Here is a 23,626-nt window from a genome sequence, read left to right as displayed (position 1 = left end):
CGACCTGCTTTTTTTATTCGACTCAGAACACTGTCATTGCATAGAGATTCGGCGCGAGCGCGGGCGTCGTGATGCCGCCGCCGAGTTTCAGCGAACCCAGCAACGGCGTTTGCAGATAGAACGCTTCGACCGCGTAAGCGATCTGGCCGTCCGACAGCTTGCCTTGCAGCAGATTCACCACCGGCGACGCATTACCCGCCGCCGGAATGCCGCTGCAACTGCCGCTGCCGTCGGTCGCCCAGCGCGTGCCGCTCGTGCCGCAATTCCACAACTGGCTCGCCGGATAATAGTTGCCGCCGTTCCAGCGATACTGCGCCACCACCACGCCCGTGCAGTTGTTGCCGCTCGCGTCGCAGTTGTTGTTGCCCATGATCTCGGTGATGTAGATCATGCCGTGCAAGCCCATGTTCAGCGGCGGCGTGGTCGCCGTGAGCGAATTCATGATGGTCTGCATCGGATACGTGAGCGAGGCGCGCGAAGAAAGACTCGCGCCCTCGCGGCTCACGTTGATGAGGATCATCTGCGCCTGGATGTTGCGCGCGATGTCGTACACCGGCAACGCGAGCGCGACCAGAATGGGCAGCAGCAAGCCCATCTCCACGCTGACGATGCCGCGCTCGCGCCGGCCCGGCGCGCCTCGTCGCGGCGCACGCCAGCTTCCCCGCCATGAACGTGTGCGCATGTCAGAAACCCTCGTTACGCATGGTGGCCGCCACGCTGAAACTGAACTTGCCGTTGTTGAAGAACGGCTTGACCAGCGGTGTGAGCAGCGGCCAGATGCAGTTGATCTGCAACACGACGATGTCGCCCGGACTGCCGAACATGCCGGTGCTGTAGCTGGTCTGCGTGTTGTAGCTTTGCGTCGCGCCGTTGATGGTGATCGTGTACGTGGGCGACACCAGCGAGTACAGACCCATCGAGCTGTTTTTGATTTCCTGCACGATGGCCAGATAGCGCTGCTGGTTGGTCGCGTTCGGATCGAGATTGCTCTGACCCGTGATCGAGTAGCGCGCGCCTTCGCGCACGGCATATTGCATGGTCAGGTTGACCCAGAGCGCGACGCCGAGATCCATGGCGATGCACAGCAGCAGAAACAGCAGCGGCGCGAGCAGCGCGAATTCGATGGTCGCGACGCCCTCCTGTTTGCCGGACCGGCGGCGGCTCGCGGCGAGCCTCGGGCGCACGGTTTTCATTTCGACTCCTTGTCGAGAATCGCAACCGGCTTGCCGTCGAGCGCCGTGGGACGGCCGGCGTGCATGCGCAGCGGCCAGCTCAGGGCCGAGAACAGCGAACGCGGCTGGACGCCGTCGTCCAGACCCGTGGCCGGCCATTCGTGTTTCGCCGGAATCCAGAGCGTGCCGAACAGGTGATCCCACAGCGGCAGCAGTTGCGTGAAGTTGTGGTCGAAATGCTCGGGGCGCGACGAATGATGCAGACGGTGAAACTGCGGGTTATTGACCCAGATCGTGTAGCGGCCGAGGTCCACGCGCAGGTTCAGATGCACGAAGTAATTACCGATCATGAACACGAAGGTGGTTGCACCGACGATCACCGGATCGACCTTGAACAGCACGCCGACGAGCGGATACATCAGACAGCCCTTGATGAGCGCTTCGAGCCAGTGATGCCGCAAGGTCACGGTCACGTTGAGGTCGAGCGCGCTATGGTGCAGCGAATGCAGCTTCCACAGAAGCGGCCAGGTGTGCTGCAAACGGTGAAACGCGTATTCGAGCACGTCGATGGTCAGCAGCACGATCACGAACGAAGCCAGCGCGCCCCAGCCGTGCGAGGCCAGCACCACCATGCCGCCGCCCAGACCGTTGACGATGGCGACGGTGGCGGCCGCCGTGAGCGGCCGCAGGCCCTCGACGATCGCCGTGTAGATAGCCGCGTAGACGATGTTCAGGCGCTGCGCCGAGCGCGACTGCAGGAGTTCGATCGGCCGGCGCCGCTCGAGCGCCGCGCCGATCGCCATCATCACGAGCACGATCGCATAGCCGCGCAGCCACAGGCCGGCGTGATGCAACAGGTCAGAAAACGGGCTCGACGCAAACATGGAAATTCCCCGGTGATCTGCCATGGCAGGTATGGAGGCGCGACTGCGCTCAACCGCCCGACATGGCGCGCATGGTCGGAAACAGCTGCCGCGCGACCTGAATCGCCGACGGTCCCACCAGCACGGCCAGCAGCGTCGGAAAAATAAAAAACATCAGGGGAAACAGCAGCTTCAGTGCGATCTTCGCAGCCTGTTCTTCGGCGCGCAAGCGTCGTTTGGTGCGCAGGTTGTCGGTATAAACGCGTAGCGAATCGCCCACGCTCGTGCCGAAGCGGTCCGCCTGGATCAGCATGCCCGCGAGCGTGTCGATATCTTCCACGCCGGTGCGCAGCGACAGGTTGCGCAGCGCCTTGTCGCGGCCCGAACCGGCGCGCAGTTCCAGCATCACCATGTCGAACTCGTCTTTCAGCGCATGGCTTTTCACGCCGATTTCCTGGGTCACGCGCATCATGGCGGCGTCGAGGCCGAGCCCTGCCTCCACGCACACGGTCATCAGGTCAAGCGCGTCGGGCAGGTCTTCGAACAGCTTGCGCTGACGGCTTTCGATCAGGCGCGTGAGCACGAGATTCGGCAGATAGAAGCCCACCGCCGACACCGCCAGCACGGTAAGCAGCAGGTAGAGACCTTCGTCGGCGCCGAACAGGCTGCCCGCGCCGATCAGCGCGAGCGCCGGCAACACCACCGCCAGCACCGTCTTGATGGCGAAATAGATGGCCGGCGCGGACGGCGCGCGGATGCCGGCGTTGGCAAAACGCAGACGCAATGCCGATTTGTCCCAGTCGTCCTTGGGCAGCGACAGCCTCGCGACCCGTTCGGATACCTTGGTGACGGTCTCGACCCATTTCTGCGTGCCGGCGTCGGCATCGACGCCGTTCGGATTGCCGGGCAGCGCGAGTCCTTCGAGACGCCGTTGCACCGGGTCGGGCCGCAGCAGCGACATCGCCTTCAGCGCCGCGCCGAACACGATCAGGAACATCACGGCCAGCAAGAGGATCTGTTGTATCTTCATGGTCTGCGGGCAGGCCCGCGCTCCTCGTGAATCCCGGGTCTAGACACGGATGCGCACGACCTTGCGCATCCACAGAATGCCGCACAGCATCATGGCGAGCGAAGCGCCGGCGAGTTGCATGCCGGCCGGGTCGGTCCAGAACACCTTGACGTAGTCCGGATTGAGCACGCTCAGCAGCGCGATGATCGCGAACGGCAGCACCGCGAGAATCCACGCCGACAACCGCCCTTCTGCAGACAGCACGCGCACCTTGCCCAGCAGCTTGAGCCGCTCGCGAATGATCGCGCCGATGCTGCCGAGAATCTCGGCGAGATTGCCGCCCGCTTCGCGCTGGATCAGCACGGCGATCACGAAGTAGCGCAGATCGTCGACCGGCACGCGGTTCACCATGTTGAGCAACGCGTCGCTCATCGACACGCCGTAATTGATTTCGTCGAACACGATGGCGAACTCGCCTCCGAGCGGCTGCGGCAACTCCTCGCCGACCATGCCGAGCGCCGCCGGAAACGAATGGCCGGCGCGCAGCGCGCGGGCGATCAGATCGGCCGCGTCGGGCAACTGGCGCTCCAGTTGCGCCACGCGTTTGGCGCGTCGGCTGCGCAGGATGAGTGCCGGTATGCCGCCGAACAGGGCCGCGAGCACGGCCATCACCAGCGCGGGCGTCTGCAGGGCAAAACCGGTCATCGCGCCGCCGAACGCGGCAGCGCCCGTATAGGCCGCGAAGCGCGCCACCGACCAGCTCAGCCCGGACTGCTGCAACTGCCGGTCGAGCGCCTGCACGCGCGGCACGCTGGAAAGCAGCCGCGTGACGAACGGCGAGTCGCTCAACATGCGCTGCTTGAGAATGGAGAGCTTTTCGGTGCTGACGCTGCCGCCCGCCGAGAGTGCCCGGAAGCGCTCGTCCATGCGCTTGACCGACGCACCGTGGCGGCTGTTCCAGAACAGGTACGCGGCTTCGATCAGCAGCACGACGGCCAGAAACGCAAGCACCGCAAAAACGATAAACGAAGTATTCATGTGCGTCTCCGTGGCGTCCGATCGACCTGTGTCATGGGCGCGCTCATACTTCGAAGCGCCGCGCCGGGTCGAACATCTGGTCCGGCAGCGTGATGCCGAAGCCGGCCAGCCGTTCGCAGAATTTCGGACGCACGCCCGTGGCGGCGAAATAGCCTTTGATCATGCCGTTTTCATCTACGCCGGTGCGCTTGAACGTGAAGATTTCCTGCGTGTTGATGATGTCGCCTTCCATGCCGGTGATTTCCTGAATACTCATCAGCTTGCGGCGTCCGTCGGTGAGACGCGAGGCCTGCACCACCACCGTGATCGCCGAAGCGATCTGCTGACGCACCGCCTTGATCGGCATCGTCAGGCCAGCCATGCCGACCATGTTTTCGAGCCGCGTCAGCGCGTCGCGCGGCGTGTTCGCGTGCAGCGTCGCCATCGAACCTTCGTGACCGGTGTTCATGGCGTGCAGCATGTCGAGCGCTTCGGCGCCGCGCACTTCGCCCAGCACGATGCGGTCCGGCCGCATCCGCAGCGCGTTGCGCACCAGCGAGCGCTGCGAAATTTCGCCCTTGCCTTCGATATTCGGCGGCCGCGTTTCGAGCCGCAGCACATGCGGCTGGCGCATCTGCAATTCAGCGGCGTCTTCGATCGTCACCACGCGTTCGTCTTCGGGAATGAAACCGGAAAGCAGATTGAGCAAGGTCGTTTTACCGCTACCTGTACCGCCCGAAATCAGCACGTTCAGCTTCGACTTGATCAGTGCTTCGAGCAGTTGCGCCATCGCGGGCGTGAAGCTCTGGTTGTTCACCATGTCGGTGACGGTGAGCGGATTCACGGCGAAGCGGCGGATCGACACTAGCGGACCGTCGATCGCCGAAGGCGGAATGATCGCGTTCACGCGCGAGCCGTCGGGCAGACGCGCGTCGACCATCGGCGTGGATTCGTCGATGCGGCGGCCCACGCGCGAGACGATGCGCTCGATGATCTTCATCAGGTGCGCGTCGTCGTAGAAGGTCACGTCCGTATGTTCGAGGCGGCCGCGCCGTTCCACGTAGACGTGTTGCGAGGTGTTGACCAGAATGTCGGAGATGGTCGGATCGTTGAGCAGCGGTTCGAGCGGACCGAGTCCGACCATTTCGTCGTGGACGTCCTGCGCGAGACGGCGGCGCTCGACTTCGTTCATCTGCAGCTTGTCTTCCTCGACGATACGTTCGACCAGCTGCGCCAGTTCGCGACGAATCTGCTCGGGCGACAGACGCTGCAGCTTGTCGAGTTCGACCCGGTCGATGATCGCCTGATGGATGTTCATCTTGAGTTGCTGATACGCGCGCCGCGCCGCCAGGCTTTCGGCCGCCACGCCCGCCACCGCCGCGGCGCTGGCGCCGTCGAACGGCATGCTGCCGCTTTGCATCATCAACTGTTCGCGCAATGACATGGTGCTCTCCGCTTCCTGAACTGCCTTTTTTCCGGCTGCGTGAATAAATGGCTCAGTGACCGGCCTTCAATTGCGGCGCGACATTCGCCACGTTCGCTTCATTCGGCGTCCTGCTCCGGCTCGCGAACAGGCGACCGAGCACGCTCTTCGCGGCCTCGGCCGGACGCGGCCACAACATGTCGGCCAGCAGCGCGATGCTGTGCGTGAGTGCACTGCCCTTCGCGGACGTCACGAGCGGCACGCCATGATCGAGCGCTTCACTCGCCTGCTTTTCGTCGCGCGGCAACTGGTGCGCGACCTTCACGCCGAAGGTCGCTTCGAGCATCGCGAGCGTGACGCGCGCGTTTTTGTCGAACTGGTTGACGATCAGCTTCAGCTTGCTCGCCGGATAACCGAGTTCCTTGAAGATGTCGAGCATGCGGCGGCCAGCGTGCAGATACAGCATGTTCTGCCGCACCACCATGCAGATCGAGTCGCTGTGATCGAGTGCGTGGATTGCGAGCGGATTGATGTTCTGGCCGACGTCGATCAGCACCGCGTCGTACTGCTCGCGCACCAGCGTCAGCAGACGTTCGAGATGCGCCGCGCGCAGGTCGCCCGATTTGACCGGATCGCCCGCACCGGCCAGCACGTCGAGGTTCGCGTGCACGTGCATCACGCAGGCTTCGAAAAGCGCCACGTCGAGCCGGTCGATTTGCGCGCACAGATCGGCGAGCGTCGCGGGCGGCGGCTTGTCGGCCACCAGCAGACTCGCGTCGGCGAACTGCTGGTTCAGGTCGATCAGCAGCACGCGCTTGTCGCGCAGCGCGGCGAGCGTGTAGGCCAGATTCACCGCGATCAGCGTGGTGCCGCTGCCGCCCTTGCAGGACGTGAACGACACCACGCGGCCGTCGCGCCGCACGCCGGCATTTTTCTTCGACGAGATGTGCGCGAGCGCGTCGGCGATGTCGTTTGCGTCGAGCGGCCACGAGAGCACGTGCCGCACGCCCACGCGCATCGCGGCCATCAGCAGCGACGTGGACGGCGTCGGCGTCACCAGCATGCAGTGCAGATGCGGTGTCTGCGACAGCGCCTCTTCCACGCCGCCGAGTTCGCGCGGCGTCAGTTCGGCGTCGTCCACGATCAGCAGATCGGCGCTCCTGATTGCCGCGGCATGCACGCGCAATTGCTTCGCGGTGCCGTGCACCGTGCGCAGACGGAACGCGACGCCGCTCGCTTCGAGACGCGCGGCGATCTGCGGAGCGCGCTCCGTGCTGGACGAAATCAGAAGAATGTCGATCATGGTATTTCTCCGCTGGCCCGAATCCGGGCCGGTTAGGCGCGTCGTTTAGTAGCTGCTCGCGCCGACGCCGATCGTGAACGTCGGTGCTGGCGGCGGCGCCGTGAACGACTTCGTGTAGCTCTTCTGCGCCGCGGCGGCCGCCTTGCCGTCGATGCCCGCCACCGGATCGGTGTTGGCCGAGCCTTGCGGATTGAGCGTCTGCATTTCCTTGATCTGGTTGACGGAGTCGCCGAAGGTGGCGTCCCAGTGCGGCGTCGACGTCAGGCAGCCGGCGAGCGTCGCGCTCAGCGCGGCGCACAGTGCGGCGCGGATCAATGTCCTGGTGGATGTCATGTCAGTCTCCTGTGAGCCGGATTCAGCGTGCGGCTTGCAAGTCGCGGCCGCTTTGCGCAAGCGTGGGCGATTGCGGTGGGTTCTTGTCGGCGGCTGGTGTTGCCAATGCGCGCGGCGAGCCGTTCGACGCGACCGGTGCCGCGGACTTGTCGGCCGGCGCGGGCACGGGCTGCGTCGGGGCGCCGGATGCCGAAGGCGTGGCCGGTGCGGGTGCGGCAGCCGGCGCCTGCGGTGCCGGTGCCGCGGGTGCGTTAGGTACGTTCGGTGCGGCGGGTGCCGACGGTGCGTTCGGGTCGGCCGGCACGGTCGGTGCGCGCTTCTTGCCTTCCATGTGGCCGGTCAGATAAACGTTGGCTTCGCTGGCGTCGCCGAAACCGTCGGTCGGCAGCGGATAGTGTTGCGGCAGCGGCTTGGCCAGACGCGGCGTCACGACGAACACCAGTTCGGTCTTGTCCTGCTCGTAGCTGGTGCTGCGGAACAGCGCGCCGAGCACCGGCAACTCGGCCGCGCCCGGCAGACCCTTGATCGAGCCGGTCACGTTGCTCTTGAGCAAACCGCCGATCGCAAAGCTCTGGCCGTCGAACACCTGCAGCGTGGTCGAGGCGCGGCGCGTCGTGATGAGCGGCAGGATCGTAGTGTTGCTGGAGTTGCCCGCGCTCACCACCACACCGGTGGACGACAGCTCGGACACTTCCGGCGACACCTTCAGGTTGATGCGACCGCCTTCGAGCACGGTCGGCGTGAACGTCAGGCCGACGCCGTACTGCTCTTCCTGCAACACGATGGTCGTGCCGTTCGCGCCGTTGCTTTGCGGCACCGGAATATAGACCTTGCCGCCCGCGAGAAAACTCGCTTCCTGACCGCTGATCGCCATCAGGTTCGGCTCGGCGAGAATCTTCACGAGCTGGTCGGTTTTCTGTGCGTCCACGGCAAGCTTGAGCGGCGAGTTGTTGGCCTTGGAAGCGCTCAGCGCGCTCAGGCCGCCGGACAGGTAGTCGGCCAGCAGGCCGAAACTCCAGCTGCCGATCCCGCCATTGATATTGGCCGCCACGCCGAGCTGGTCGATCAGCGTCTTCGACACTTCGGCCACTTTCACTTCGAGCATGACCTGCTGCGGCGCGGCGATCTGCATCATGTTGATGATGCGTTCGCCGCTGCCGCTGCCGAGCGACGGCGCCGGCGCGCCCACGGCGCGCGCCGCGCCGCCCACCGGCAACGGACCGCCGGCGGCGCTGCCCATGGCCGCGCCGCCTTGCAAGGCCGTGACCGGGCGAGCCACGAAGGCGCGCGCGAGTTCGAGCACGCGGTCGGCCTTGACCGCGTCGGAGACCGTGCCGGTCAACACGAGAGTGTCGGCGGCAGCCTTCACCTGAATGCCGGTTTCTTCGGGCATCAGCGCGGCGAGGGTCTGTTGCAGCGCGCCGGGATCGGCGCCCACGCTGACGTCGATGATCGTGCACGAGCCGCTGCGGCCCTGCACGATCATGTTGGTCGTGCCGACATCCGAGCCGAGCAGATAAAGCGTTTGCGGCGACACGAGCATGGCCTGCACGATCGACGGATTGCCGACCGTGCGTGTGCGCACCGGTTCGCGCACGTCGACCATCGCCGACTTGCCGACGGGGATCGACACCGAGCTATGTTCGGCGACCGGGCCGCTGCAATTCGGACCGCGCGCGCTTTGCGCGGCGTTCGACGACGCACCGGCACCGCCGCCGCTCGCGGCGATGGTCAGATGCACGGGTCCGTTGGCGGCCACGGTGAGCGGCACGTCGGGCAGGCCCGGCACGTTGCCGTTCTGACCGGCGGCGTGCGCGACCGGCAGCATCGTCAGATAGAGACCGAGCACGATGCCGGCGCAGGCTTCGGCGATCCGCGTGCGGCCTCGCGGCGAGCGCGGTGCGTCCGGGCGATGCGATGCGGGCGATGCGCTCGGGACGAGCGGGTCCTGCGGCGCGCGTGCGCGCCGGTCGATTCTGGCGTTCATGTCCTACCCCCGTTATGTGCCGCTTTTTTTACGCGCCGGACTTCCGGCCCGGTCGCGTATCCGGTCACGGCTTGCAGGCTGAGCCTGTCAAAAGCATTCCTGTCTTGCGTCGGCGCCGTCGAGCACACGCACGCAGTTGCCCGGCGCATGCGCGGCCACTTTGCGTACGATGTGCACCGGCTTCGGTTCCGGCGCCGCGGCCACCGCGACCGGCGTCTTCAGCAGCGACGCCTTGGTGGCGCCCGCGGTGTCGATGGCCTGCGGGTCCACCTGATTGCGCAACACCAGCGACAGCGTGCCGATGCTGCGCGCCAGATCGATTTTCTCGGCCTGGTCGGGTGACACTTCGAGCGTCACCGCATCGACCACTTTCGGTTTGGTTTCGTCGCGGCCCACTTCCTGAGCGACCGCGAGCACGAGAATCTTTTCGAGCACGATCTTCGAGATGTTCTGATCGCGCTGCACGCCGGGGTCACGTGCGTCTTTCTGCGTATTGACGATGATGTCGACGTAATTGCCGGGCAATGCGAAGCCCGCCACGCCGATCACGTCATTCACGCGCACCGTGATGGCCCGCTTGCCTTCACCGATCACCGCGGAGAGACCGCCGAGCGTGCCGACCGGCGAGAGCTTGGCTTCGAGAATCGGCTCGCCGTGCAGCAGGCTTTCCTTGAGCACACGGCCGTCGAGTTTCGCGATGTCGTTGAACGAACCCGGCGGCACGCTGTTCGCCGGCCAGTCGATCACCTTGAGAAAGTCCGGGCCGATACGCTGGCCGAGATTGATGTCGCTGGCGGCCACGACGACTCGCGTCGTGGTGTTCGACGTCTGCGACATCATCCAGCGCGAGGCGAACACCACGGCGCTCAGGCCGGCCAGTGTCGCGATCAGCAGCATCGTTAGAGCGCGCGCGTTTTTCATTTTCAACCCCCGAGAATTGCCAGCCTGCCGGCTTGCGTCACACGCTGTAGAACAGGACGAGTGCGCTGCCGATCGCTATGGCCACGCCATACGGCATGGTCCCCGTGACACTGTTGCTGGCCACGCTGCCGTGTGCCTGTTTTGTGGTGCCGTTTGCCGGCGTCACGCAATTGACCAGCACGGCCGCCGCCTCATTCAGCCCGGCGCGCATCTGGCGTCGCCGGATCAACCACGCGAGCGACCAGACTCCGCCGATCGCGCACGTCACCAGACCGATTTCGAGTGCGCCATAAGCGCCGCAGAAAGCGCCGACCGCCGCCATCAGCTTCACGTCGCCCGCGCCCATCAGACGCAGCACGTAGCCCGGCAGGAAAATCGCGCCGCCAACCAGCAATCCGCCCAGCCACATCTGCAAACCGTCGATGCCGCCCTGCGTGAACCATTGCACCGGCAGTGCCACGACGAGACCCGTCGCCACCATCCAGTTAGGAATCCGTCGGGTTTGTATGTCCCACAACCCCGCGAAGAACACGAGCGCCATGACACATGGACCGACTGGAAAAGGAACCCCGTTCATTGCCTGCTCCGCTTCAAGGATCGTATTGCCCTGCTGGAGTCGATTTATGCGGCGCGGGCGCCGTCGCCTACCCTGTTCCGAAGGACCGTCGAAACAGGGCGAGCGATCGGCGTGCGCCTGCCCTTGCGTGCTGAATCAGGCACCCGGGTTCGCCACGCCGCCCAATGCCGTCGAAACGTACGTGAAGACGTTGTTCAGGTTGGTGCCAACCAGGCGCACCGTCACGATGATCGCGACCGCGATCAGACCGGCCAGCAGGCCGTATTCGATCGCTGCAACGCCGTCTTCTTCACGCAGAAACTGTTTGATCGTGTTCTTCATGCTAACCCCCGTAAGAGTGGATTTGACTTCGGTTGTGCCGCCCTTCGCTTCCGTGAAACAGCTGCCTCGGTGCGGCGTTTCAGGTCCGCCCGGATGGACGGAAAAAAATGGCGAGGTCATCGCTTCGCGTTGTCCGGTCGCGAATGACCGGCAACCCCATGCCGGTCATTCGTGCCGCTTTTTTAGACATCCGTTTTTCGTTGGCCCCGCCGCACCTCGTAAAACGCGTTGGCTTCCCCCAGCGCGATCCACGAAGACTGTCTGCTGCTGCCGGCGCGCACTGCTGCGATGCTGCTGCGCTCGTTACTGCATTTGCTACTGCGTTTGCTACTACCTGCTGCCGGTCACAGCGTTTGTCGTGGTGCGACTCTCTTATTGCAACGGCTATGCCAGGCGGGCGCAAAGCGTTGCTGGGCGTGGCTTTGCGGTATGGCGGGAGCACTCGCGCCACGTTCGCAAGGCGCGACGGTTCGACTTTGAGACAGCCGAACAGACAGGAAAGACTGACCGAGAGGTCGCCTGCTGACGCTTTCTGAAGACGTAAAAAGTCCGCGAAATCAATGGCTGGCAATGATTTAACGAGTAATTCGGTCATAAATTCCGACAAAGGGAGCGACCGCGTAGCTCTTACATCACGTTGTCCCAGGTGTCGCAGACGTGAGACGTCGAAGTACGCCGACGCCCGTCGCGTGGCGGGTTGGCGACGTCACGCAAATGCTTCGCAATGTGCGGTGGCCCGCATTCGAGGGCTTGACCTCGCGCGAGCGAATCGGTTGTCGAACGGGGTCGGCGTCGGCGGCGAAAAAAGTTTTTGCCGTGGCCAGGGCGAGATCACGCCGCGTCCGGTGCAAGAGCTAATGAGGGAGAAGCTTGACTGGCGGGGCTCGCCGGGGCGTGGGGGATGGACTGCGGGGAACTCGCGCTACGAGTGCAGCGCGAGCGGTCGATCGGATTGTCGTCGAAACCTGCCGGGCGAATCGCCCCGGCAGCCGGATGTCCGGATTCGTTCAGCCTTGCGAGAGCAGACTGCTTACGGCTTGGTCTGCTGCGGGGCGTCGTAGCGCGTCGACAAGGCTTCGTACAACGGCGGCGCAAAGAAACGCGATACCTGACTCGCGATCAGCGCGGTGGCCATCAGCGAGATCACCAGTGCATGACCGTTGATCATCTCGATCACGATCACGAACGCCGTGATGGGACTCTGCGTGACTGCCGCCAGATAGCCGACCATGCCGAGCGCGATCAGCATCGGCAGTTGCATCTGTCCGAGCACCAGATGCAGCAGGTTGCCGATGCCCGCGCCGATCGCCAGCGACGGCGCGAACAGGCCGCCCGGCACGCCCGGCAGATACGAAGCGACCATCGAAGCCATCTTGAACAGCGGATACAGCACCGTGAGATGCGCGCGTCCTTCGAGCATGTTGCGCGCTTCCAGATAGCCGCTGCCGAAGGTATGACCGCTCGACGCAATGCCGACCACCGCGATGGCCAGGCCGCACAGCGCGCCGAATACCACCGGCCGCATTTCACGCAGACGCAGCAGACGCGCGGGCATCCAGCGCCGCGTGTTGAGCAGCAGCCAGCAGAACACGCCGCCCGCCACGCCCGTCAGGACACCGGTGAGCAACACGGCGACCGCGAGCAGATCGGGAAACCGGCCGCCGATATCGATCGTGCCGAAATACGTGTAATTGCCCTGAATACTGAGCGACACCACACCCGCAAAAATGATGGCCGTAATCAGCACGCCGCTGGTGCGCTGGGAGAAGCTGCGCGTCAGTTCCTCGATGGCGAAGACCACGCCGGCGAGCGGCGCATTGAACGCCGCCGACAAACCCGCCGCCGCGCCCGCCAGCGCGAGCCGCTTTTCGAGCGTGGCGCCGCGCATGGCCTGAAAGCGTTTGGGATAGAACACGCGCAGGTTGTACATCAGTGCGGCGCCAACATGAATGGTCGGTCCTTCGCGGCCGATCGTGAAGCCGCCGAGAATGGCGAGGAACGACACGAGAATCTTGCCGACCAGAATGCGCAAGGTGAGCAGACGTGCCGCGATTTCGCTGGGACCGTGCAGTGCGGCGATCACTTGCGGAATGCCGCTGCCCTCGGCGCCCTGAAAAAACGCCCGGGTTATCCACACGCACAATGCGCTGACGGCCGGTGTCAGCAGTAAAGGCAGCCAGCGGTAGCGCGAGGTGTACTCGACGAATTCCGCGTAGCCGAAGTCGATCAGGCGGGCGTAAGCCACGGCGAGCAGACCCACCACGACGGCACCGAGCCAGAACACGCCGTAATGAAGCCACAGGCGGCGAGCGCGCAGTAGCGCGAAGCGACCGGTTGTCCGGCGCAAGCTGTTTATTTTCGTGACCATTCGCCGAATATATCAGTTCATGAGATAAGTGGACCGTTTACAGGGCATGCCATCACGCGCCGGCGCCGGATGATTCATGTCTGAGACGGCAGATCCTGCAGCATGTTGAGGAAGGCCCGCACCTTGGCGCTCAGCAAACGGCGCGAACTGTAGAGCGCCCAGATTTCCACCGGCGCGCCCGTCGCGATGCCCCATCGCACCAACCGCCCCGCCGTGACGTCCTGCTCGACCAGCAGCTTCGGCAGCAACGACGCACCGTTCCCCGCCACGACCGCCTCGCGCACCATCAGCAGCGACGACAGCCGCAGCACCGGCTTCGGCGCCCACGCGAAAACCGTATCGTCGTCGGTCTTCACGGTCCAGAGCGATTCCGCCGACGCCGCGGACAGCACGACTGCCGGCAGCGGCGTGGCCGACGAGGACGCGGCTGTCATCGCTGCCGGCATATCCACGTCCGTTTCCGATCGGACGCCCCGCGCTTCCTGCGCGATCGCGTTATCCGGACGCGGCACACCGGGCGCCGCGACCAGCCAGCGCTGGTCGCTGAGAATGCGCCGGCCGACCAGCAGTTCGTCGTGCGGAGGATTGATGCGCACGACCACATCGAAGCCGTCTTCCGCAGGATCGGCCATGCGGTCTTCGGCGACGAGTTCCACCTCGACCTGCGGATAGGCCAGCGCAAAGCGGGCCGCGATTTTGCACAGCACCACATGCGAGAACACGATCGGCGCGCTGATGCGCAGACGACCGCGCGGCACCGGTGCGCGCGAGGCGACGGCTTCGCCCGCTTCCTGAATCTCGGACATGAGTCCGCGCGTGCGCTCGTGCAGCACCTGCCCTTCTTCGGTCAGACGCAGACGCCTCGCGCCGCGCTCGATCAGCCGCACGCCGAGTTCTTCTTCCAGTTCGGCGACGCGCCGCGACAAGGTCGCCTTGGGACGGTCGAGCGCGCGGGCGGCGGGTCCGAAACCGCCGTGCACGGCGACCGCATTGAAATCGGCCAGCGCCAACAGATTCATGAACGCTCCGACATGAGGGGGCAAAAGAAGGCAATAGATCGCTGCCGATCGTTCCACTGACGAGACGACCCGTCCTGATTATGGCGCTTTCGACACTCCTTTGGAACGACTATTGTTCGTCTCACGGACCGACGCGGTCCATTCAACCCAGGAGAGAAATCATGGCAATCCTCGTAACCGGCAGTACAGGCGTAATCGGCGCACAGGTTCTGGCGCATCTTGCAGGCAGCGGCGCCGACGTGCGCGCGTTGACCCGTTCACCCGAGAAAGCCCGCTTCGCCGACGGCGTCACCGCCGTCAAAGGCGATCTGTCCGACCTCGACTCGATCCGCAACGCGATGAGCGGCGTGAGCACGCTGTTCCTGCTCGCCCCGAACGCCGCGGACGAGCTCACGCTCGCCCTGCAAGCGCTCAGCGTGGCGCGTGAGACGGGCGTGAAGGGCGTGGTGTATCTCTCGGTGTTCAAGGGCGCCGAGTACGTCGACGTGCCGCACTTCACCGGCAAGTATTCGGTCGAACGCATGATCGAACACTGCGATCTGCCGGTCACGGTGCTGCGTCCGGCGTATTTCATCCAGAACGACGTGCGTCTGAAAGACGCGCTGCTCACGTACGGGGCGTACGGCATGCCGATCGGCGGCAAAGGTATTTCGATGGTCGACGTGCGCGACATCGGCGAAGCGGCCGCGCGCGAACTGCTGCGCCGCGAGCACGCGCCGCAGCCTCTGCCGCGCGAAACCTACGAACTGGTGGGTCCCGACGCGATCGACGCACAAAGCGTGACGGCCATCTGGAGCGACGCGCTCGGCCGCCCGATCGGCTACGGCGGCGACGATCTGGACACGCTCGAACAGCGGCTCAAGGCGGCCGCTCCCGGATGGCTGGCTTACGACATGCGCCTGATGATGGCGCGCTACCAGCAGGACGGCGCGGTGGCAACACCGGACCAGCTGGCGCGGCTCACCGCCCTGCTCGGCCGCGCGCCGAGGTCGTACCGCGACTTCGCGGCCGAGATGGCGGCGCAGTGGAAGAACGGCTGAAGCCGCGGATCGTAAAGACGAAAGACCGGCCGCCGCGGCGCGACACGAGCCGTCCGCTTTCAGCGATGCAGCGCGAGATATTGATGCACCGCCTGAATCGCCGCGGCGCCTTCGCCCACCGCGGCGGCCACGCGTTTGACCGAGCCGCTGCGCACGTCGCCGGCGGCGAAAATGCCGGGGCGGCTGGTCTCCAGAAAATGCGGCGGCCGCTCCGATTTCCACTGACCGAGCGTGTCCACGCCGGTCAGCACGAAACCGTTCTTGTCGAGCGCGACGCAGTCACCCAGCCACGCGGTACTGGGTTGCGCGCCGAGAAACAGGAACACGTGCGGAATCGCCTTGTGCTCGATATGCCCCTGCCGGTCCCATTTCACCGATTCGAGCCGCGTCTCGCCGCATAGCTCGACGATCTGCGTGCGCGTGTGCAGCGTGATATTGGCGGACGCGTTGATGCGCCGGATCAGATAGTCCGACATGCTCGCGCTGAGTCCTTCGCCGCGAATCACCACATGCACGTGGCGGGCGAAGCGCGCGAGAAACACCGCCGCCTGTCCCGCCGAATTGCCGCCGCCCACCACGATGAGTTCCTCGTCGTTGCAGAACGCGACTTCCATGAAGGTGGCGCTGTAGTACACGCCGCGTCCTTCGAAATGCTCGAGACGCGGCAGTGCCGGCTTGCGATAGCGCGCGCCGCTCGCAATCACCACGGCGCGCGCATAGACGCTTTCCTCGTGATTCAGGCCGATGTGAAACGAGCCGCCGTCTTCGCAATCGATCTCCAGCGCCTCGATCGGCACACCCACTTCCGCGCCGAACTTGCGGCACTGCGACAGGCCGCGCCCGGCCAGCGCCTGACCCGTGATGCCGGTCGGAAAGCCGAAGTAGTTTTCGATCTTCGAACTGGTGCCGGCCTGGCCGCCGGGCGCCTTGGCGTCGATCACCGCCACGCTCAGCCCTTCCGAGGCGGCGTATACGGCGGCGGCCAGCCCCGCCGGCCCCGCGCCGACCACCACGAGATCGAAGCCCTGACCATTGAGGCGATCCGGACTCAGGCCAATCGCGTCGGCCACGGCGCGATTGCTCGGTTGCCGCAGCACCGTGCCCTGCGGCGTGACGACCACGGGAATATCGGCTTCGGTGACGCCGTAGCGTTCGAGAATCGCGGGCGTTTCCGGATGGTCAACGATGTCGAAGTAAGCGGCCGGCTGAGCGTTGCGGCTCAGAAAGTGGCGCAGATGATGCGTGTGCGACGAGGCGCGGCTACCGATCACCATCAGCCCGGCGTGCTGCGCCTGAATGAAGGCGACGCGGCGCAGGATGAACGCACGCATGATCGTCTCGCTCAACTCGGCCTCGGCGATCACGAGCGAGCGCAACGATTCCTCGTCGATGACGATGACTTCGCAGTCGGTGACGGCGTGCGTGGTGGCGGCCGCCGCGCGGCCGGCCAGCGTACCGACTTCGCCGGTGAAGCTGCCCGCGCCATGTTGACCGAGTATCTGCGGTCCCTGAAACGACGAGCGCGATGCTTCGATCGTGCCGGAAACGATGGCGAACATCGGAACGTGACGGTCGCCTTCGGCGTACATCACGTCGCCCGCCTTCAGCTTGCGCCGCTCGCCGTAGCGTTCGACGATCGCCATCTGCCGGTCGCTCAACGTGGGATACACCTGATGGTAGCGGCTACCGCCCGACGACAGGTCGTTGGCGCTGCCGGAAGTGTCCTTGCCCATGGCGGATTCCTTCGAGTCGAGAAGCGATCCTGGCGATGCTGCGGCAGGATCGGAAAGCGGCCATCATACCCGCGCGGCCACGGCGCGGCAGACTGCGCGCCAGACTTCCCCGGCCGTCACGAAAGCACGGCCTTCACTTCACGCAAGGCCTCCCGGCCTGATCCGGCGCAACGATAGCGCCGGCCGTCACACGAGGCCGAGACCCTGACTCCGGCTTTTTTCGCTGTCGCAGGCAACGAGGGGTTCGGCGGTGGTCTCCGCAGTAGTCTCGGCGGTGGCCTCCGCACTGGTCTCCGCGAGACGGGCGATGAGTTCGCCGCGCTCCGGCTTGCCGAGCAGAAAGCCCTGCGCGTGCGTGCATCCGCAGACGATCACGAAGTCGAGTTGCTCCTGCGTCTCGATGCCCTCGGCCGTGGTCGGCATGCCGATCTCGCGCGCCAGCGCGACGATGCCGCGCACCACCGCCGCCGACTCCAGCCGATGCGCCGACTCGCGTACGAACGAACTGTCGATCTTCAGCTTGTCGAAAGAGAAACGCGTCAGCGTGGACATGGTCGAGAAGCCGGTGCCGAAATCGTCCAGCGCGAGACCGATGCCCAGCGCGCGAAGTGTCGAGACATTGCGGCGGGTGGCGATGTCGTCGCTCAGCAGGACGGTTTCCGTCACCTCGATATTGAGCCGCGAGGGCGGCAGCTTCGTCTCGCGCAGAATGGCCGACACCGTGGCCGCGAACGATTCCTCGCGCAGCTGCACCGGCGAGACGTTGACCGCCACGGTCGCGCCGTCGCGCCAGCCCGCCGCTTCCAGACACGACTGGCGCAGCACCCATTCGCCGAGCGCGAGTATCAGGCCGGTGCGCTCGGCGGTGGGAATGAAAGCGGTGGGCGAGAGTTCGCCGCGCGTCGGATGCGCCCAGCGCAGCAGCGCTTCGCGGCACGAAATGGAGCCGTCTTTCAGATCGACGATAGGCTGATACTCCACGCGCAAGCCGCTGAAACTGCGCAGCGCGCCTTCGAGGTCGCTGCGCAGCAGGCTGAGGTTTTCGTCCGAGGCGTGGCGGCTTGCATCGAATACGGAGAACGCGCTCTTGCCGCTGCGCTTGACCGCGTAAAGCGCGCGGTCTGCGCAGATCAGCAGTTGCGGGCCGCTCGTGCCGTGCGCCGGATACAGCGAGACGCCCACGCTCGCGCCGATGTGCACGAGCGCCTCGCTCAACGTGAACGGCCGCGCCAGCGTCTTGACGATGCAGTCGGCCAGCGCGTGCACTTCGCCGATGGTGCCGCAGCCGTCCGCAATGGCGACGAATTCGTCACCGGCCAGACGCCCGACGAATTCGCCGCCAGGCAGCAGATCGCGCAAACGGATCGCCGCTTCCTGAAGGATGCGGTCGCCGGCGGCGTGGCCGAGGCTGTCGTTGATGGCCTTGAAGCCGTCGAGGTCGATCAGCAGGAGAGCGAACGAACGCTGCCCCAACGCGGGGTTTGCCGCCGTGCGCTCCAGCAGCAATTCGTTGATGCCCGCACGATTCGGCAAGCCCGTCAGACTGTCATGCCGCGCCAGCCGCTGACTGGTTTCGCGAGCCAGCAGCAAGGCGACGGTATCGCGATTGCTGCGTAGTGCGACGGTAAAAAAGCCGGCGGCGCAGAACGGCGCCTGAAACAGCAGCACCAGCTTGCCCTCGCCCGGCGAGAGCGCCGCGCCCAGACCCAGCAGGCCGAGAATGCAGGTGATCTGGATAAGAACGAGGCGCGGCGTACCCGCATTGCGCCCCGCAAGACCGCCGATCACGCCGACCGCGCAAACGTTTCCGAGCAGAAACAGCGTCTGGTTTCCGCTGATATTGCATAGCAGACTACCGAATCCGAACAGCACGCTCCACAGAATGCTAGCCAGCAAAAAGGCGGAAGTGGGCGTGGGCTGCTGTCTTGCGCTGCGCCGGCAGCACAGCCAGATCAGCAGCAGGCGCGCCATCAGCAGCGCAACGACGGCGCTACCCCACGCAGCGTAGAGCGCGTTGGGAGAAAGATAAAACGCCGTGGCGCACACGCTGATTTCGCAGATGGACGCGAAAATAATGGAGGCGGTGCGCGTGAACAGATTGGCGAGAAGAATCTGGCGATTGCCGACGCTCAGGTCTTGAGCGGAAGACACGACCCACTTGAAAAACGGAGACCTTGGTTCACTGAAAGCCATGACCTACGCATTTATAAAAGTTAGTGGGCCACTACATTTGTACGCCGCAATTATTACGTAAACGCAAAATATCAGGAAAAATTCCTGACTCCGATTGATCGGCGCCGCACTAAAGGCACCTGGCGCGCGACGTGGCTACATGGCGGCGTTTTCCACCGCGCGCCCTTCGGCACGCCAGCGCAGCATGCCGCCGGGCAGATTGGCGACGTTCTCGAAGCCCGCCCGCCGCAGCACGACGGTGGCTTGCGCGGAGCGGCCGCCCGCGCGGCACACCGTCACGATCGGCCGTTCCTTGTCGAGTTCGCCGGTTCGGCCCGACAGTTCGCCCAGCGAAATAAGCCGCGCCTGCGGCAAGCGTCCCAAGGGTCCATCGAATTCGTCGGGCTCGCGGACGTCGATAATCTGCACTGCACGCAGATTCTCTTCGAGCCACTGCGGGCTGAGTTCCCAGATGCCCGCGAACGAATACGAGAGCGGCGCCCAGTCCGGATCGGCCGCTTGCGCGGGAAGATTCGCGGCACTCCCGCAAGTGAGATTGGCCGGCACCGCCACGTCGATCTGCCTGGGATGCGGCAGGCCGAGGTTGGTCATGTAACCGACGAAATCCGCTTCGCACAACTCACCGCCCAGACGCGGATTGAAACGGCGCTCCTCGCCCACGCTCGTTACCGTCAAACCGCGGTAGTCGTGAGCAGGAAACAATAAGCAGGTTTCGGGCAGGCTGAAAATACGTTCGTGGACGGCGCGAAACATTGCGTGCGGATCGCCGCCCTGAAAATCGGTGCGGCCGGTGCCGCGAATCAGCAGACAGTCGCCGGTGAACGCCATGCTTTCGTCGTCGAGCACGAGCGTGATGCAACCGTTCGTGTGACCCGGCGTGGCGCGCACGGTCAGACTGCGCGAGCCGAAGCCGCAAATGTCGCCGTCGGCCAGATAACGATGCGCGCCTTTTGCGCCGCTTGCCGCCGAAATCGCGATCTGGCTGCCCAACCGGTGGTTCAGCATCCACGCACCGGTGACGTGATCGGCGTGCACGTGCGTGTCGATGGTACAGACGAGCCGCAAGTGCAGTTCCTCGATCAAGGCCGCATCGCGCCGGACCTGTTCGAAAACCGGATCGACGAGCACGGCCTCGCCGGACTCGCTGTCCGCGAGAAGATAGGTATAGGTGGAAGACTGCGGGTCGAACAGTTGCCGGAAGATCAGCACGATGGGCCTCCGTTGCCCGCGACGGCGGGCGAATGTCTGCATGATGCACTGATAGCGCGAATCAAAACAGTACTCGAAGATCGACCCGTGCGCCCTACCTATTACACGGCACGCCGTTCACGGATAGTTGCTGAAACGCGAAGTCGGCGTGGTGTCGGGTGTCTCCGGCGTATAACCCGGCACGTTGGCGCGAAACTGGTTGAGCAGGCCATTGTCGATCTGCGAAAAACCTTTCAGCTGGAGTTGCATCAGAACGCGCGTGCCAGTGCTCGGGGCCGTCACCGAACTCGTCGCGTTGGTGTACTTTTCCAGAGCCAGGCCGAGCGACCAGCAACTCGCGTCGTACTGAAGCCCGAGCAGGCCCGCGATCAGACGGTGTTCGCTCATGTCGTAATTGATGCGCGCCACGCTCACCACATGCCGTGTGAGCGGCCATTGCTCCGATACGATGAACTGGTTGACGGGTTCGTAGTCGAGCGTGCTGTTGGCACGCGTGTAGCGATACGCCACGTTCAGCACCTCACCCCTGGCGGGCGACCAGCCGAATCCCAGCGCCGTATGCGTGAGGTAGTGATTGGCCTGGCTGTACTCCACGGCCTGCTCCGTCGACAATCCCGCGCCGATCTTGTACGCGGCGCCGCCCACCACGCTGGTGCGCGCCACGGTGCCCACTGCGTCGCCGCTCGCGAGTGTGACCTGCGGTGTGCGAAAGTCGTAAAGCTCGGCGAGAACGAAACGGGCGCGCTCATCACCGCTCGCGGCGTCGATGAAACGCGAAGTCAGGGCCGCCGTCACGCGATTGCTGTCGGACACGCGATCGTTGCCCACGAAACTATTGGTGGTGAACAGTTCGCTCAGGCCGAAATCGGCTTGCGCCGTATCGAACAACGGCGCGAACAGCTGATTGCGGTATGGCGTGTACACGTAAAAGAGCCGCGGCTCCAGCGTCTGGATATACGAGGTGCCGAAGAGGCGCACGCCGCGCTCGAAGCGCAGCCCGGAATCGAGGCTCAGTGTCGGCACGTTGACGTTGAAGTTTTTCGGCTGACCGGCGGGCGCATCCGAGCCGATCGAAGTCAGATCGTACGAAGCGAAATGCCACTGCAATTTCGGCGTGATGTACCAGCCTGGCCGCTCGGCGGTGTAACTCACGTAGGGATTGAAGACGAAGCGGCTGCCTTGTGTCGTGTCGTCGCCCGGCAGCGTGAAGCGCGTGGCGTCGGCCTCCGCGCCGAAATCGAAACCGCCCACGTTATAGCGTGCATATTTCACGTTGACCTGCGGCTCGCGGTTGTAGGTGGAGTCGCTGGAAAAGCTCTGCCAGCGCTGCTCGCGCGCGAGCACGCTCCACGGTCCGTTCGTCCACGTCAGCCCCGCTTCCTGCTGATATAGCGTAGTCGAGCCGGTCGGGAACGCGACCCCCGACGCCAGATCGGTCGAAACATTGGCGTCCGATACGCGGTTGTAATCGACATACGCGCCGAAGCCGGAACCGAGGTTCCAGTGCTGGTCGAGCGAAATCGAATAACGGTCGGTGTGGGTAATGCGGTCGTTGGGCAGGTAGGCGAAAGAAAGCGAGCCCGACTGATTCGCGCCGAGATAGCGGTAGTCGGCGCTTAGCATTTCGCCGCGCTTGGACAGAATGCGCGGCGTCAGCGTCAGGTCGTAATTCGGCGCGAGATTGAAGTAATACGGTAGCGCGATATCTTCGCCGTTAGTCGAACTCACCGAAAACGTGGGCGGCAGAATACCGCTGCGCCGCGCACCCGACAGCGGAAACGACAGCCATGGGCTCGCCATGATCGGCACGCCCTGAAAAAACAGGATGCCGTTGTGCGCAATGCCCTCGTCGTTACCGGTGTCGATGTCGAACTCGCTCGCCTTCAGATACCAAGCGGGGTCCGCTTCGCACTGACACGCGCTATAGGTGCCGTGGCGCACCACCGTGCGTTCGCTGTCGATCAGATCGGCGCGTTGCGCGCTGCCCCAGCCGCCGCTCAGATAGAAGCGGTATTTCGGCACGCTGATATAGCCTTCATTCGCGCCGACCAACAGATGCGCGTCGGGTCCGTCGAATACGTTGCCGTTATCGACCAGCCGCACGGCGCCGTATGCGTCGGCCATGTCGCTATCCACGTCGTAATGCAGCGCATCGCCCTTTACGGTGGACGCGTACTGGCGCAACTGTGCGTGGCCTTTGAGCGAGACATCCGTGCCGGTGGTCGCGGTCACGGCATCGGCTACGACCGTGGTGGCCGGCCGCGCGCCGAGCGGCATGGCCTGCTCGTCCAGCTGCGGCGCAATCTGCAGACTCCAGTCGCCGTCGATCCGCGTGGCGAGCGCGGCGTCGCCGCTCAACTGCGCATGTGCGAACAGCGGCGTGCATCCGTAAGCACACAACATCAATGAAACGAGCGGCCTCAAACGTAGGCGTCGAAATGCACGGCGCGAAATCAAAATAGAGAGTATCGGAAAGAATGACGGACGTGCAGGACCCGCGCGCCGCGTGAGCGCGCGAAAGCATGAAGGCGGATAACCGTAATGGACTGGCGCGCTATTGCAGCGTGACGTCGCCCGTGCGGCCGGCCACGGCTTCGGCGCCGGACGCGCTCATCGAGCCCACGGCGCCGTCCAGTGCCTGCAAAAGAAACGGAATCTGCGCGGCCGGCAGCGAGAACGACAAGCCCGCGCTGCCCGACAGGCGGAAACGGATCACCACCATTTCCGTGCCGTTCAGCCGCCCGACTTCCCAACCCTGGCAATGCAGCGCGAAGCCCATTTCCTGGTTGTCGTGCAGCACGCGATCGGCGTGTTCGATGGCATTGGGCAGCGCGACCAGCAGTTCGTTTAGCACGGAACGATGCAGCGCCGCCGTGGGCTGATGGCCGTGGATGAGCAGATACTGGCCGTCGGCCGTCAGTTGCATCTGCGTGATGGAATTGACTACCAGGGTGGACGAATCAGACACGGAGCGTGCCCTCCGTCGTGACGGCGTTGCTGTGAGCGGCCGTGCTCGCGGCGTGGCGCGTCTCGCGCGGCGCGAACATCGACGCGCGCGCCAGCCACGCGGAAAAGATCGGCGACGAACTGGCGCGCAACACCGCCGACAGAACGGCCGGCGAAATAAATTCAATCATG

The 23,626-nt window shown here is 64.6% G+C and carries 22 protein-coding genes; 1 reads left to right on the top strand and 21 read right to left on the bottom strand.

Annotation, left to right across the window (positions count from 1 at the left end):
• Positions 1 to 22 precede the first annotated feature (22 nt).
• The 15 genes from P3T18_RS14095 to P3T18_RS14025 form a co-directional block, all read right to left on the bottom strand.
• A complete protein-coding gene (locus P3T18_RS14095; protein WP_429300530.1) occupies positions 23 to 682 on the bottom strand; it encodes a TadE/TadG family type IV pilus assembly protein in 660 nt (219 codons plus the stop codon).
• A 1-nt stretch (position 683) separates the two neighbouring features.
• Positions 684 to 1,193, bottom strand: coding sequence for a TadE/TadG family type IV pilus assembly protein (locus P3T18_RS14090; RefSeq protein WP_429300529.1), 510 nt, complete (start codon positions 1,191 to 1,193; stop codon positions 684 to 686).
• Complete coding sequence (locus P3T18_RS14085; protein ID WP_429300528.1) at positions 1,190 to 2,056, bottom strand: sterol desaturase family protein; 867 nt, start codon at positions 2,054 to 2,056, stop codon at positions 1,190 to 1,192. Before P3T18_RS14085 ends, P3T18_RS14090 begins: the two co-directional genes overlap by 4 nt.
• Before the next feature lie 49 nt (positions 2,057 to 2,105).
• Positions 2,106 to 3,065, bottom strand: coding sequence for a type II secretion system F family protein (locus P3T18_RS14080; RefSeq protein WP_429300527.1), 960 nt, complete (start codon positions 3,063 to 3,065; stop codon positions 2,106 to 2,108).
• 39 nt (positions 3,066 to 3,104) lie between these two features.
• The gene (locus tag P3T18_RS14075) at positions 3,105 to 4,082 is read right to left on the bottom strand and encodes a type II secretion system F family protein (protein ID WP_429300526.1); all 978 of its coding nucleotides are present in this window, start codon (positions 4,080 to 4,082) and stop codon (positions 3,105 to 3,107) included.
• A 43-nt stretch (positions 4,083 to 4,125) separates the two neighbouring features.
• Positions 4,126 to 5,505: a CpaF family protein gene (locus P3T18_RS14070; RefSeq protein WP_429300525.1), complete on the bottom strand. Its 1,380-nt coding sequence runs from the start codon at positions 5,503 to 5,505 to the stop codon at positions 4,126 to 4,128.
• A gap of 52 nt (positions 5,506 to 5,557) precedes the next feature.
• On the bottom strand, positions 5,558 to 6,787 hold the full coding sequence (locus tag P3T18_RS14065) for an AAA family ATPase (protein ID WP_429300524.1): 1,230 nt from the start codon (positions 6,785 to 6,787) through the stop codon (positions 5,558 to 5,560).
• A gap of 45 nt (positions 6,788 to 6,832) precedes the next feature.
• A complete protein-coding gene (locus P3T18_RS14060) occupies positions 6,833 to 7,120 on the bottom strand; it encodes a hypothetical protein (RefSeq protein WP_429300523.1) in 288 nt (95 codons plus the stop codon).
• A 22-nt stretch (positions 7,121 to 7,142) separates the two neighbouring features.
• Positions 7,143 to 9,107 (bottom strand): type II and III secretion system protein family protein, encoded by a 1,965-nt coding sequence (locus tag P3T18_RS14055; protein WP_429300522.1) that lies wholly within the window; start codon positions 9,105 to 9,107, stop codon positions 7,143 to 7,145.
• A gap of 87 nt (positions 9,108 to 9,194) precedes the next feature.
• On the bottom strand, positions 9,195 to 10,028 hold the full coding sequence (gene cpaB, locus P3T18_RS14050) for a Flp pilus assembly protein CpaB (protein ID WP_429300521.1): 834 nt from the start codon (positions 10,026 to 10,028) through the stop codon (positions 9,195 to 9,197).
• A gap of 37 nt (positions 10,029 to 10,065) precedes the next feature.
• Positions 10,066 to 10,605, bottom strand: coding sequence for an A24 family peptidase (locus P3T18_RS14045; protein WP_429300520.1), 540 nt, complete (start codon positions 10,603 to 10,605; stop codon positions 10,066 to 10,068).
• Between the two features lie 135 nt (positions 10,606 to 10,740).
• Entirely contained in the window at positions 10,741 to 10,926 is a 186-nt protein-coding gene (locus P3T18_RS14040) for a Flp family type IVb pilin (protein WP_429300519.1), read from the bottom strand.
• Positions 10,927 to 11,005: 79 nt separating this feature from the next.
• Positions 11,006 to 11,521 carry a hypothetical protein gene (locus P3T18_RS14035; protein ID WP_429300518.1) on the bottom strand — a complete coding sequence of 172 codons (516 nt, stop codon included), beginning with the start codon at positions 11,519 to 11,521 and terminating at the stop codon, positions 11,006 to 11,008.
• Between the two features lie 435 nt (positions 11,522 to 11,956).
• Positions 11,957 to 13,273 (bottom strand): chloride channel protein, encoded by a 1,317-nt coding sequence (locus tag P3T18_RS14030; RefSeq protein ID WP_429300517.1) that lies wholly within the window; start codon positions 13,271 to 13,273, stop codon positions 11,957 to 11,959.
• A gap of 95 nt (positions 13,274 to 13,368) precedes the next feature.
• Positions 13,369 to 14,313, bottom strand: coding sequence for a LysR family transcriptional regulator (locus P3T18_RS14025; protein WP_429300516.1), 945 nt, complete (start codon positions 14,311 to 14,313; stop codon positions 13,369 to 13,371).
• A gap of 161 nt (positions 14,314 to 14,474) precedes the next feature.
• Between P3T18_RS14025 and P3T18_RS14020 the strand changes: the two genes are divergently transcribed.
• On the top strand, positions 14,475 to 15,353 hold the full coding sequence (locus P3T18_RS14020) for an NmrA family NAD(P)-binding protein (RefSeq protein ID WP_429300515.1): 879 nt from the start codon (positions 14,475 to 14,477) through the stop codon (positions 15,351 to 15,353).
• 59 nt (positions 15,354 to 15,412) lie between these two features.
• On the opposite strand, the gene P3T18_RS14015 is transcribed toward P3T18_RS14020, so the two are convergent.
• The 6 genes from P3T18_RS14015 to P3T18_RS13990 form a co-directional block, all read right to left on the bottom strand.
• Complete coding sequence (locus P3T18_RS14015) at positions 15,413 to 17,086, bottom strand: FAD-dependent oxidoreductase (RefSeq protein ID WP_429300514.1); 1,674 nt, start codon at positions 17,084 to 17,086, stop codon at positions 15,413 to 15,415.
• Between the two features lie 186 nt (positions 17,087 to 17,272).
• Positions 17,273 to 19,279 (bottom strand): putative bifunctional diguanylate cyclase/phosphodiesterase, encoded by a 2,007-nt coding sequence (locus P3T18_RS14010; RefSeq protein WP_429300513.1) that lies wholly within the window; start codon positions 19,277 to 19,279, stop codon positions 17,273 to 17,275.
• Between the two features lie 135 nt (positions 19,280 to 19,414).
• Positions 19,415 to 20,485 carry a rhodanese-like domain-containing protein gene (locus tag P3T18_RS14005; RefSeq protein ID WP_429301100.1) on the bottom strand — a complete coding sequence of 357 codons (1,071 nt, stop codon included), beginning with the start codon at positions 20,483 to 20,485 and terminating at the stop codon, positions 19,415 to 19,417.
• A 120-nt stretch (positions 20,486 to 20,605) separates the two neighbouring features.
• A complete protein-coding gene (locus P3T18_RS14000; protein ID WP_429300512.1) occupies positions 20,606 to 22,891 on the bottom strand; it encodes an LPS-assembly protein LptD in 2,286 nt (761 codons plus the stop codon).
• A 151-nt stretch (positions 22,892 to 23,042) separates the two neighbouring features.
• Positions 23,043 to 23,456, bottom strand: coding sequence for a hypothetical protein (locus tag P3T18_RS13995; RefSeq protein WP_429300511.1), 414 nt, complete (start codon positions 23,454 to 23,456; stop codon positions 23,043 to 23,045).
• Positions 23,449 to 23,625 carry a hypothetical protein gene (locus tag P3T18_RS13990; protein ID WP_429300510.1) on the bottom strand — a complete coding sequence of 59 codons (177 nt, stop codon included), beginning with the start codon at positions 23,623 to 23,625 and terminating at the stop codon, positions 23,449 to 23,451. The genes P3T18_RS13995 and P3T18_RS13990 overlap by 8 nt, the downstream gene beginning before the upstream one ends.
• Position 23,626 lies beyond the last annotated feature (1 nt).

It is taken from the genome of Paraburkholderia sp. GAS199, from assembly GCF_050436585.1.
In the GTDB taxonomy this organism is placed as follows: Bacteria; Pseudomonadota; Gammaproteobacteria; order Burkholderiales; family Burkholderiaceae; genus Paraburkholderia.
This window is presented reverse-complemented; position numbering and strand designations above follow the sequence as displayed.